The organism is Clostridium sp. JS66 (genome assembly GCF_033561535.1).
In the GTDB taxonomy this organism is placed as follows: domain Bacteria; phylum Bacillota; class Clostridia; order Clostridiales; family Clostridiaceae; genus Clostridium_AM; species Clostridium_AM carboxidivorans.
This window is the reverse complement of record NZ_CP131467.1, coordinates 1,084,949-1,097,180: the sequence shown is the minus strand read 5'-3', so window position 1 is coordinate 1,097,180 and position 12,232 is coordinate 1,084,949. Positions and strand designations below refer to the sequence as shown.

General features: G+C 26.8%; 12 protein-coding genes. All 12 read right to left on the bottom strand.

The window, feature by feature from the left end:
* Positions 1-195: 195 nt before the first annotated feature.
* The gene (locus Q6H37_RS05130) at positions 196-1,389 is read right to left on the bottom strand and encodes an anaerobic nitric oxide reductase flavorubredoxin (RefSeq protein ID WP_318739690.1); all 1,194 of its coding nucleotides are present in this window, start codon (positions 1,387-1,389) and stop codon (positions 196-198) included.
* Positions 1,390-1,477: 88 nt separating this feature from the next.
* Positions 1,478-2,176 carry an iron-sulfur cluster repair di-iron protein gene (gene ric / locus Q6H37_RS05125; RefSeq protein ID WP_318739688.1) on the bottom strand — a complete coding sequence of 233 codons (699 nt, stop codon included), beginning with the start codon at positions 2,174-2,176 and terminating at the stop codon, positions 1,478-1,480.
* Positions 2,177-2,447: 271 nt separating this feature from the next.
* Positions 2,448-2,975, bottom strand: coding sequence for a DNA topology modulation protein (locus Q6H37_RS05120; RefSeq protein ID WP_318739686.1), 528 nt, complete (start codon positions 2,973-2,975; stop codon positions 2,448-2,450).
* Between the two features lie 240 nt (positions 2,976-3,215).
* Entirely contained in the window at positions 3,216-3,476 is a 261-nt protein-coding gene (locus Q6H37_RS05115) for a hypothetical protein (protein ID WP_318739684.1), read from the bottom strand.
* A 45-nt stretch (positions 3,477-3,521) separates the two neighbouring features.
* On the bottom strand, positions 3,522-4,280 hold the full coding sequence (locus Q6H37_RS05110; protein WP_318739682.1) for a DUF4085 family protein: 759 nt from the start codon (positions 4,278-4,280) through the stop codon (positions 3,522-3,524).
* On the bottom strand, positions 4,277-4,900 hold the full coding sequence (locus Q6H37_RS05105) for an aspartyl-phosphate phosphatase Spo0E family protein (protein ID WP_318739681.1): 624 nt from the start codon (positions 4,898-4,900) through the stop codon (positions 4,277-4,279). Before Q6H37_RS05105 ends, Q6H37_RS05110 begins: the two co-directional genes overlap by 4 nt.
* A gap of 993 nt (positions 4,901-5,893) precedes the next feature.
* Positions 5,894-6,679: a hypothetical protein gene (locus Q6H37_RS05100; RefSeq protein ID WP_318739679.1), complete on the bottom strand. Its 786-nt coding sequence runs from the start codon at positions 6,677-6,679 to the stop codon at positions 5,894-5,896.
* Between the two features lie 108 nt (positions 6,680-6,787).
* On the bottom strand, positions 6,788-7,219 hold the full coding sequence (locus Q6H37_RS05095; RefSeq protein WP_318739677.1) for a hypothetical protein: 432 nt from the start codon (positions 7,217-7,219) through the stop codon (positions 6,788-6,790).
* Between the two features lie 222 nt (positions 7,220-7,441).
* Complete coding sequence (locus Q6H37_RS05090; protein WP_318739675.1) at positions 7,442-8,185, bottom strand: TatD family hydrolase; 744 nt, start codon at positions 8,183-8,185, stop codon at positions 7,442-7,444.
* On the bottom strand, positions 8,178-9,596 hold the full coding sequence (qatC, locus tag Q6H37_RS05085; RefSeq protein WP_318739673.1) for a Qat anti-phage system QueC-like protein QatC: 1,419 nt from the start codon (positions 9,594-9,596) through the stop codon (positions 8,178-8,180). The genes Q6H37_RS05090 and qatC overlap by 8 nt, the downstream gene beginning before the upstream one ends.
* Position 9,597: 1 nt before the next feature.
* Complete coding sequence (locus tag Q6H37_RS05080) at positions 9,598-10,284, bottom strand: hypothetical protein (RefSeq protein ID WP_318739671.1); 687 nt, start codon at positions 10,282-10,284, stop codon at positions 9,598-9,600.
* The gene (locus Q6H37_RS05075) at positions 10,284-12,164 is read right to left on the bottom strand and encodes a P-loop NTPase fold protein (RefSeq protein ID WP_318739670.1); all 1,881 of its coding nucleotides are present in this window, start codon (positions 12,162-12,164) and stop codon (positions 10,284-10,286) included. The genes Q6H37_RS05080 and Q6H37_RS05075 overlap by 1 nt, the downstream gene beginning before the upstream one ends.
* Positions 12,165-12,232: the final 68 nt, after the last annotated feature.

Below are 12,232 nucleotides of genomic sequence, written 5' to 3'. Positions count from 1 at the left end.
AGAAATACTACTTAAAGCACTACTGTTTTTCTTGGCTATTCTATATATTAACTTTATTTAACTGTTATATATTAGTTTAATTATCTCTTAACTATTATCACTTACTTTATTTAAGTATACTACCCTATAAAAATTATTTCTGTAACTTAGGTTACACACTAAAACATATAATAATTTTTAATTGTATTCCTAAAATTAGACTTGTATTTTTTCTAAAACATTACTTCCAAACTCTCTGCACCTGCTTATTCCCTCTTCATCTGGATTCCATAATTCTTTTATTCCTTCACTTACTATTTCGAAACCAGCCTCATTTAATTCTTCACTAATAATTTTTACTGATTCGCCACTCCAACCATAACTACCAAAAGCTGCCCCTTTTTTTCCCTTGAAATCAAGTCCTTTAATCATCTCCAATATTGCGGCTGTCGAAGATAATATTCCGTTATTTATTGTTGATGAGCCAACAAGCACCATTTTTGATTTAAATACTTCGGTAATAATATCATTTTTATCATTTTTAGATGAATTAAATATCTTTATAACAATATCCTTGTTTGAACTTTTTATTCCTTCTGCTATGGCTTCAGCCATCCTTCGTGTGCCATTCCACATTGTATCATAAATTATTGTAATCTGATTTTCTTGGTAATCCTTTGCCCATTCCATATACTTATTGACTATTTGCAGCGGATTATCCCTCCACATTATTCCGTGACTAGTGCAAATCATATTGACAGGTAAATTAAGACTTATTACCTCCTCTATTTTCTTTACAACAAATTTGCTGAATGGAGTTAAAATATTAGCATAGTATTTTATTGCCTCCTGAAATAATTCACCTTGATCAACTTTATCGTTATACATCAATTCAGAGGCATAATGCTGCCCAAAGGCATCATTGCTGAATAGAATATTTTCACCGGATAAATATGTAAACATTGAATCAGGCCAATGAAGCATCCTTGCTTCTACAAATGTCAGTTTATTTCTACCTATATTTAGACTATCCCCAGTCTTTACCTCTACAAAGTTCCAATCCTTATGGTAATGTCCCTTTAATATTTTTACACCACTTTTAGTACAATAAATTGGGGTATTGGGTATTTCTTTCATTAGCTCTAAAAGCGCACCACTATGGTCACTTTCAGAGTGGTTCATTATTATATAATCTATTTTGTTTAAATCAATTTCTTTTTTTAAGTTGGCTACAAATTCTTTGGCAAATGGATACCAAACAGTATCAATAAGTACTGTCTTTTCATCTTTAATTAAGTATGAATTGTATGAAGAACCTTTATGTGTAGAGTATTCTTCACCATGGAAAGTTCTTAGCTCCCAATCAATCTTTCCAACCCAGGTAACAGTGTCATTTATTTTAAAACTCATATAAAAAAACCTCCATTTAATTATTGATATTATGTTTATATATCATAATTTGATAATTTTAGTTACCACCTTATACTATTGGTTCAAATTATCGCAGATTTTTAAACAAAATATTGTTTTCTAAATGTATATGTTGAAATAAGTCTAATTCAACTTCTTTTAACTTTTCATATGTTATTTTAAAAGAACCACATGCATCTTTTGGGACACTATAATGATCTGTCACTTCCCTTAATTCCGTTATAATATCTCCTGCTCCAGTATGCTCTTGTTCCAATTCATTAATAAGATTTAATAAGCGATTTTTATCATCAGCATTACCTTCTCTTTCATATTGCCTTATTTGAGGAAATATAAACTCTTCTTCTTTAACTAAATGCTCTTCAAGTTCAATTCTTAAATTGTTAAACAACTTATGAACTTTAAACAATTCTTTATGGGATTTACCATGAACCTTCAATATTTTGAAAACATATTCACTTATTCTAGGAAGTTCCTCTCTCAAATATGCATGGTGAGTATTCACTATATAATCTATTAACTTACCAGAGCTTTCTTTTGCCCAATCTACAAACTCATTGTTTTTTTCTGTGAATTCTTGATATTTGTTATTAAGATCTTCTAACAATTGACTCCCATCAAGCTTTTGTGCAAGTATTGCATCACTTAAAGGCCTATTTCCTCCACAGCAAAAATCAATATTATACTTATAGAAAATATCACTTGCATTAGGAAATTCCGTAACAATATCACCAATTTTATCATTCTCATTAAATTTTCTATTCATCTATAGCGCCACCTGCTTTCTTATTTTCACATTTTACTGCATAATTACTCTGTTAAGTATTATGTGCTTATGATTGATATTTTATCTATTACTATAAGGAGAATTCACTTACACTTTGACATATACATGCCTCCACCTCTACTAAAATAAAGAAAATAAAAAACCATATACTTTAAGCAATTTTACTGATTTTTTTATCAGCAATTACTTTTGTACATGGTCTCATTCCTTTTACATAAAATGTTAAATTTTATTTGTAAATTTACTCACTTCAAATTTTTTCATTTAAAAGTTTTATAATGTACCTATTTACATCTCTTCTATTTTTAAATATTATTATCTGCTTATCTTTATTTTTTTCAATTATATAATTATTTCTTCTACCTAACTTTTGAGGAAAATTCCAAATATATTTCATAAATTCAAAATCAAACTTTTCATTACACCCCTCTGACATATCTGGTCTTACCCTATTTAAATTTGTAATAACTCGTTTAAAATAATTAAGTATGCACGCTACCCTACTTAATTCAAAACAAATTACCGTATCAGCCTTTTCAAGACGAATATCCATAGTTCCACCATAATTACCATCAATTATCCATTCATCACCTGCTATCAAAAACTTTTGTTTTTTTACCCATTCATCTCTTGGTGTTTCAACCCATCCACTATTCCAAAACTCTTTATCAAGATGAATAAGTGGAATACCCGTTATATGTGAAAGTTTTCTTGAAAATGTACTTTTACCACTACCTGGTGAACCTATAACCATTATTCTTTTTCCTATATTATTCATTTATATCACCTTTAATTTTCCAACTTCCATATTGACTACATTTCCAATTGATGTTCCTTTTTAACATTTTCTTTTATGTATTTTAATAATTGCTTTTGACTTAGTTAACATTTATTTTAAAAATATTCGATGTTGTATGAGTATCATCCCATATTCCTTCTATTTTATAAATATAATTTCCTTTTTCTTTTGGTAATTGAATTGTTCTGCCTCATTTTATATCATTATTTCATAAGAATATTACGTATGGAATATTGAAATTGCTATTACTATAATCCAGAAAAATAATATACAAGATAAAATTATTTTTAAACCATTATATTTTGTATATGATTGAAATTTCTTACTTGATCTATAATCAAAAATCTGCAAAACAAATAAATCAATGATAATAAATGGCATTAATTTTTCATTATCTATCTTTCCTATAAAATGACACATAGCCAATACAGTTGCTGCTATTCCACACATAAATCTAATTACTAAATATTTGTTTTTCAAAATCACACCACCTTTAATTCGTTTTTAGTACTCCATAATATATTACTAATGTATGAAGGTAATGTTATCAGCAGAAATAATGAAGTCTACTAAGTCCATTTTTTTATTTTGAAGCAAACCGTGTAATTCATATTTATTGTTTATTTTATATATTTCATCATAAAGCCACCACGAATTTTTCAATAAAGCATCTTGTTTAATTATCTTATAATTTTCAAACTTTACTCCATATATATCTGTAAAACTACCTTTGTTATCAAATAATATCAGCACATATTGCTCCGTTTGCCTTACATCTATAATACTGCAATCATGAAAGTTTATATTTTCAACTATACTTCTATCAAATGATTTTGATGCCTTTTTGTAATATTTTTCATACTCTTTAATAGTTCTGTTTACTGACTTTTCATTATTCTTACAAAATAGAATTATGGCTTGTATTACTTTATGAGATGCTCTATCCAATGCACAAACCCGAATATCTGCTATTTGTTTTAATACTTCTTCTGGCAATATAGTTTTTATATACTCTTGTCTATGTATAAATTCTTGATAAAATTGTTGAGATAATTTTTTCTTATCAAATAACTCACACGAAGTACAATTTTCTTTTATTACTCCAAGCTGATCTTTATGTAAGGCGATTTCTTCCTGTAATATCAGCCATTCTGTCAATTCTTTTTTATATAATTGCTGAAAATATTCTTCCGAAAAAAATTCTGCCTCTTTCATTTCTTTAAAAGAAAAATGAATATTGGTCTTTTGACAAAGTTCATACCATTCTTTAGTAAAATAATTCATTGTCTTAATTTTCCCTTCATATATTCTACAATAAGTTCATCTAAAGCTTGGCTCATATCTAATATTTCATTATCTTTCCCTATTTTATCTGGCATTTCACACATTTTATTTAAATTGATTCTTAATTCATCAATTTTGTTTTCTAATGCTGATATTTTATCATGACTTATTTTGATAAAGTCACCTTCCATTTCTGTTTTAATATTTTTTATCTCTGTTTCATAAAAAATATTGAATAAATCTATTATTTCATCTGTAATAATTTTTTCATCATTATTTATTTCAAATATCTTCTCTCTTTTTCCTATACTTTTTAGCAGTTCAACAACATACTTATCTTTATTAATTATTATTGGAATTGCAATTAAAATAATAGGGTTGTTGTAATTATCTTCTATCTTAGCAAATACAACATCTTCATTATATGATTTACTTGAAATGCAATTACTGCAAACCATACCTTTTTTCCAATAGTCATAACATGATCCATTGAGCTTATCAATTTGGTCACCTTTAATACTTATTATTTCTTTATTATTAGGCTCAACTATTCTGATAGCATCATACATATTTTCTATTATAGCCAACCTCTTTTTTACATCTTCATATAGCCTTGGCATAATATCTCCCCCTATACTACTTAGCTGTAATATTTTTGTTTTTCAATTCATTCATAAACAATCTATTAAAAAGGTATAATTTCAATTTTATTTTCAACATCCCTTTATTTAATAATATCACCTTTAATTACATTTTTCACCATTTTCAGTTCAATATTATTTTTCTTTTAAGTTTGTCCGACACATTAAAGCATTTTTCCTTTTTTAATGCTATGTACCTTATATCTAACTTTCTTAATGCTAATATCTATATTTATAAAAGGAAAAAAGCATGAAGGGTTACAAGATTTTCTCTTGCATTTCCTTCACGCTCTTTAATCATTCATTTATTTAATCTCTATATATTTTTCATGAAATTTTTTATAAGTTTTGGATGGTTTGTTATTATATTGGTACTTTTATTTTAACTATACACAAATGTTCCCTAATAAAAAACACCCCCACACCCCTCATCACCTCTCCCCCTTCTCCAATCTATCCTCAGCCCTTCTCCCCATTTTTTCATCATAATAAAAATCCCCACACAAAAATCCTTATATTTTTCCACTTATCCACAGGTTAGGATTAATGTTAAAACACGAAATCATAATAAAGTTTTCCAAAAATCCAGACATAAAAACCACATACAAAATGAATTGTTTTTGCAATGTTATCTTCAAATATTCTATCAATCCATCATCCAGTAATACATCCGCACCCTAACGGGTTTCCTATGTTAAGCCTGCCTTATTCCAATCTTCTTACCAATCAATCACTCTATAATCAAAACTTAGCAAGATACGAAAAAAGGGAAAAGCATGAAGAGTTACAAGATTTTCTCTTGCATTTCCTTCATGCTCTTTAATTGTTCATTTATTTAATCTCTATATATTTTTTACGGAATTTTTTATGAGTTTTGGATGGTTTTTTATTATGTTGGAGACTTTATTTTAACTATACATAGATTAGGATTAAGGTTAAAAGTTAGTTAACTAAATCACATTTTAAATACACTTATTTCTTATTAAGTATTTTAATTATGTCCATTTTTGACTTACAATAATTTAATATTGATTCAAGTTCATTTTCTATGTTAATTAGTTCATCTAAATTGCTACATTGTTCTATCTCACCAATTATGGAATACTTATAGCTACATACATTAGATTTAGATATTGATTTTTCCTTAATATTATTAGTTACATTATCTTTATAATCCCAATATGCCATATTAAATACCCTATTCTTTACCTTATCAGTTTTATTGCTTTTTATTAAACAATATTTTTCACTTTTTTTCTCCTCGCAAATCTCATTTATGATATTAACAAAAGACTCTATATTATCTGTATTAATTTCAAACGACCCACTATCATATTCAAATCCTTTGCTTTTTAATTTACTTTCCAAAATAGGATATAATGAAGAATATCTACTACCTCTTGATCCTTTTTTATATTCACTTAATTTCAATTTATCGCCATCTTGATACAAGTATCCAATTCTATCTATTCCATCAAGATATTTGGCTTCTTCGTAATACAAGTGTACATTTTTATATTTTTTATTTTCAGCAGTTCCAGTTGAACCCAAACTTATTTTGGCTCTCATTTTAGATAACGCTTTAAAATATATTGGATCAATAGTTGATGATTCAGCAATTCTATCAGAATCTCCAGCATAACCCATAAACTTTATCTTACTTGGTGACCTATATATAATTGCTTGATCTGGTTTTAATAGCTCTTCATTATCTACACCATCTTGTGCATAGATTATGTTATTTTCATTAAGTATCATTAATTATACCCCTTTCTCAAATCATCAATTGTGTTCAAATAAAACGCATTTAGGCATTCTATTTGAACACTTTTCTTTTTTTATTTACATTAATATTACCTAAATCTATTATCTATTTGGATCATAGTCAACATTATCTAAAATAATATTTTCTTTATCTACCTTATTTAAATAATTTGTAATAATAGGAATATCAGCTTTTAGAATTTTTTTAGCCTTACTCTTTCTACCATTTTCATCAATAACCCATTCTGGTTCTGATGTTAAAAGTTCGTAAATATCTGGTATGCACTTATGTCCAATTACATATTTTGAATGATTGGCTCTCTTAAACCAATATAGTTCATGTGATTCATTTTCATACAGATGTCCAAAAACTACATCACAAGTGTTCTCTTTTTCTCTATTTTTTTTACATGGAACATTAACTTTATTTGAGCCTTTGTACCTTAAATGAACCCTTGATTCATGCTTCCCTGCACTTAAATAGTAATTATGTCTTTGACCATTTAATTTTGATAATAGTAGTTCTTTACACATAAAACTTCGCCTCCAAATTTTATAAATATTTAATTTTGCTAAGTAAACAAATTTTAAATATTTATTTTATCAATTTACTACAGTTTACCATACAGAACTGATTTTGTAAACAACATTATACATTTTGTATGTGTATTTTACTTCAAAAACTTAATAATTAAAGGTAACAAAATAAATTTTGTTACCTTTGGTACAGTTTGTTCTATTCAATAAATTATGAATTTAATTTTTGCTCCGTAAATTTTCGAGTAATAACCTATTTAAATTTTCTAAAACTATTTTGCCTAAATTATTAATTTCCAAAAAATTTTCTAATTTACAATATATATTCTTTAGTTTTTTAGGATTGGCTTGTGAACCATTAATCCTTGAAAATGGTCCATCTGTTTCAACTAATAATCTGTTCATTGGAATTTCCTTAATTATTGATTTTCCTTTTTCTGTTTCAATCATGGAGGAATTTACTGAAAAATAATATCCCAATCTTACTATTTCCTTTATTAAGTTTTTATCGCCATTATACCAATGGAATACAACATATTTTACTTGGTTCTTAACTATAATGTTCAAAACATCATGTTCAGATGCCCTTGAATGAACTGAAAGTATTTTATTATGTGCTGAAGCTACCTTAGTAATAAAATCAAATGCTTTTACTTGTTCATCTTTATTTTCCTTAAATTTAGAAGAATAATCTAATCCAACTTCCCCTATATACTTGGTTTTCTTAACATTTCTTTCAAAACATCTTTTGTTTAATTTCCTTTTTCTTATCTCTTGTGGATTATATCCCAATGCAAACTTTACATATTTAGTTTCTTCAAATTTATCAACACAAGCTTCATATATTTCAGGTAAATTAGTAACACATAAAGCATATATCTTTCTATCATTTAAATAATTATACCATTCATAATAATTTTTATAATAGTCTAAATGAAAGTGAAAATCAACTAAATTATTCATTCAATTGTTCACCCACAATACCTGTATATTTTAACAAATCATTGCCATTTTTTTCTGCTTCACTCTTTATCATATTTATTAACTCTTCTATTGAAAGTTTATACAGTCTTTTATACTTTTCTAATTCATCATTGCTTAACTTTCCTGATTTCAAAATTAACTTTTCAATCGACTTATCATCTTTATTATTTATATATCTATTTATACTATACAATACTGCTTTAAGGTCACTTGCTTTTCCTTCATATCTATTATTCTCATCAATAAATTGTTTGCTTATATTATTTTTAGGATTGTATACTTCGTTTAAAAAATTTATCTTATTCATAGAAGCCTTTCTTATCAAACAAGGATAACAATATCCACAATTCATTGGAGGTGTTTCACCATCATATCTTGCTTGACATGGATGTGAGCAAGATATAGTTAAATTAGCACCATTTTTGAAAGCTTTTGTATTGCAAACCTCTTGAACTATTTCCCCTTTAGTTTTAAAAGAATAAAAATTACTTATTGTATTCTTTATTCCTATTTTACTCAATATTTTATTAAAGTTTTTTATAAAATATGGGTGAGTTGTTCTTGTACTACAGCTCCCCTTTCTACTCATTGTCAATGGAACATTTAGACCTATAAATCCATTTTCAGGTATATATACTGGCACATTATCTCCTATTATTGATGCTACAGCCAATGCCCCTGATAAAAACAAAAATGATCTACTCCTACTTGTATTTTCTACTCCAAAATTGCTTTTACTATTATTTTTATCTAACAAAGAATATGGTGTTCCATTAAAGAGTATTAGTTCTTTTTTTATCTTTTCATACTCGCTATTTAAAATACTATATATTTGATTCTGTCTTCCCGCTAAAAGCCCATATTCTCTAAAACCTATAAAACAAACTTTTTTATTTTCTTCAAGTAATTTCACAGCTCCAGAAAATGAATCTAATCCACCTGAAAATAGACTTACACAATCAAATTCTTTATCCTTTATAACATTATAATTTTTATTTATTTTATTGTTTCTATATCTTTCATTAGATTTTCTAAAGTTTAATATCCATATATCACCACTTAAATAGCCTAATAATTTTTCAATGTCAACTTTAACATTATTCCATTTATCTATATCAATCACTGGAATGGAAACTTTTAACACCCTTGTCCATGAATCACTAAATAACTTTCTTGGAACTCTTTTGTCAACTGCAAAAATGCTTAATGCTATTATCAATAAGTCTTCATTTATGCTCTTAATTTCTTTTAATCCAAATCTCCTCCATAAATCTTGTATATTATTTTTTATATTAGATTTATTATTTTTATTATTCAGATCAAATATGTAGCTTTCTACAAATTCATGTGTCATTATTTCTTTTTTACACTTATTAATCCAAATATTCATACTATTCACCTCTCAATGTAATTAATATATCAAAAGCCTCATTACATCTATCTTTTACAAAGCTTAATCCTTCTTCAGCTTTCCAATTAATTTCACTCAATTCCAATGTTTTATAGTTATCCACTATAGATACCTCAATATACTCATTTACATCGTTTATTATCTGATTCATTTCATCAATATCATCTACTAATCCTTCTATTTTCTCAGAAAAGGATACTTGAAACCCAAATTGAATATACTTTATAATAAAATCTTTTAATAATTCATCTCCATCTATCTTGTCTAAATCATCTTTTCCTTCTAAATCCATGTTTTCAAGAATATCTGCCATACAATCCCTTACTATTGATTTATCTACTGTACTATTGTCACCACTAAAATAATCTAATAATCCCAAATACACTTCTATTGAATCCTTTCCAACAAGATTAGATAAACCTACTTCATCTAATGCTTTTTCGAAACCAAAATCATTAAATAATGAAATAAAATCCATTAACCTTGCTCCTGCTGAAACTATGACGCTATTATTCAAATTTGTTTTTGTATATGCTTGTCCGTAATCTGCAACTGCCTTACTTATAAAACTCTTATCCATTCTATTTTTTACCATATTGGTAACAGATAATTTTGCTTTTCTCCAATGTTCATCTTTCGGTGGTATATATCCTTTTGATGTCCCCATTACTTTTTACCTCCTTCTTTTATTAATTTAAACACTTTATCATTTATGATTCCATTTTTCATCATATATTCCAGCACTTCAATCATAAGTCCATTATCAATATCATATAATGATTTCAATTCGTGAATAATTGGCATTGTAATTTCTTTTTTTGTCAAATTTTTTATTTCATCTAAAATCTCATATCTAAACTCTTTAAATTCTTCATATACAATTGTTAGTAGATGTAGAACCACTCTTTTATTTTTGTACATTTGTATTAGGACTTTAATAATTTTATCAGAAGAATCTTTTGGTAAACTTAATAATGTTCTTATTTCTTCTCTTTGCTTTGGTTTAGAAGCTTTAAGAATATTCTGTAGTTTATCTCTTTCTAATTTATTTAATGCTGTTACTATTGATATGTTATCTCCGAGAGATTCCCTTGATAAATAAAAATAAGGTTTTAAGTTTTCTTGATAAAAGTTTATTGGTAATGTCATTATCCATTTTCTTATTCTTGGATTATCCCATTTACCATACTTTTGTGGTAATTCTTCCTCTTTTGAAACATATTCTTGCAATTCTTTTATTTGAATTATCTCTCCTTTTGAAACTTCCTGCCACTTATATAATTCATTAAATAATTCTACATCAATGTACTCTAACACCATCAATTTTGCTAAAATATTTAAGTCTAATTTTATCTTTTGTATTTCTGCCATATTCTTTCTTACTAAAAATGTATTTAAAAATCTTTTCGCCTGTCTTGGATTTCCTTTCAATATTCCTGCTATAGTATCACCAATCTGCTCAATAATTCCAATCATCATATTATAATCATCTAACTTATTCTCATCTTCTAAAATATCTTTTGCTTTTTCCTTAGATAAATTACTTTTCCTTTGTATTAGTGTTAAATTCAACATTTCTCCCTGAATAAAGAAGTTATCATTATACAATTTTTCTAATAAACTATTTAAAGATTTTTCATTAAAATAAAGCTCAGTTACTAAAAGTATCATGTAATTCTTTATCTCAAGTTCTGATAATTCTGGTATCTTAATTGGCAATTGAATAATCTTTTCTATATAATCTTTTGAAATATCTGTTGTATCATCATCTAAAGATGGATATTTCTGCTTAACTGAATATGTTATAATCCTTTCATCTACTGCAATAATAAAAGTAGTTCTTTCTACAGATAAAAATAACTTGATTGCCTCTAATGTATCAATAATTCTATCAGGAGTACACCTATCCAAATCATCAATCATTACGATAAGGTTATTAATATCAGCTTTAACTAACATTTTGGAAAATTCTTTTCTAAATGATCTTATATTCTCTATAAAGCTCTCTTTTTTTTCATCCTTAATATAATCTTTTTTTAACTTTTTAGCACTATCAACTAATTTCTCAACCTCATTACCTTCTCCTAATTTATTCAATAAATCAGATGATATGTTAAATACAAAAGGTAATGGATTGCCACTTGCTAAACTTAATGCCAATGGCACTCCCTTCTTGATAGAATTACCTGCAAGCCTTATCCAATCAACCCTTTTTATTAGTTTAACAACTTCTTCTTCACATTTACTAATGACATCATCATTATCCTTAATGGCTCTAAGTAAAGATTCCATTAATGCGGTTTTAGCTTCATCATATCCTTCAAACATCCAAGCATTTAAATTTATGCAAATAATTTTATTTTTAACATTTAAAGGCTTTATTTTTTCTTCAATTAATTTGATTAAAGTTGACTTACCACTACCCCAACTTCCAAATAAACCTACTGTTAATGGGTTCATTCTTTTATTATTAACTATTCCATATATCAACTCTGCATACGGTTTATACGCTAACATATCAATTTTTGATGCATTATCTATCCACATTTTCACGAACCTCCCCGAAGTTTGTAGTCTTATGTATAATTATATCACATATAACAGACAATGGTAAT

Coding starts and splice junctions, on each gene's coding strand:
- Q6H37_RS05130 (WP_318739690.1), bottom strand. CDS start 1,389: ATGAGTTTTAAAATAAATGACACTGTTACCTGGGTTGGAAAGATTGAT.
- ric (WP_318739688.1), bottom strand. CDS start 2,176: ATGAATAGAAAATTTAATGAGAATGATAAAATTGGTGATATTGTTACG.
- Q6H37_RS05120 (WP_318739686.1), bottom strand. CDS start 2,975: ATGAATAATATAGGAAAAAGAATAATGGTTATAGGTTCACCAGGTAGT.
- Q6H37_RS05110 (WP_318739682.1), bottom strand. CDS start 4,280: ATGAATTATTTTACTAAAGAATGGTATGAACTTTGTCAAAAGACCAAT.
- Q6H37_RS05105 (WP_318739681.1), bottom strand. CDS start 4,900: ATGCCAAGGCTATATGAAGATGTAAAAAAGAGGTTGGCTATAATAGAA.
- Q6H37_RS05100 (WP_318739679.1), bottom strand. CDS start 6,679: ATGATACTTAATGAAAATAACATAATCTATGCACAAGATGGTGTAGAT.
- Q6H37_RS05095 (WP_318739677.1), bottom strand. CDS start 7,219: ATGTGTAAAGAACTACTATTATCAAAATTAAATGGTCAAAGACATAAT.
- Q6H37_RS05090 (WP_318739675.1), bottom strand. CDS start 8,185: ATGAATAATTTAGTTGATTTTCACTTTCATTTAGACTATTATAAAAAT.
- qatC (WP_318739673.1), bottom strand. CDS start 9,596: ATGAATATTTGGATTAATAAGTGTAAAAAAGAAATAATGACACATGAA.
- Q6H37_RS05080 (WP_318739671.1), bottom strand. CDS start 10,284: ATGGGGACATCAAAAGGATATATACCACCGAAAGATGAACATTGGAGA.
- Q6H37_RS05075 (WP_318739670.1), bottom strand. CDS start 12,164: ATGTGGATAGATAATGCATCAAAAATTGATATGTTAGCGTATAAACCG.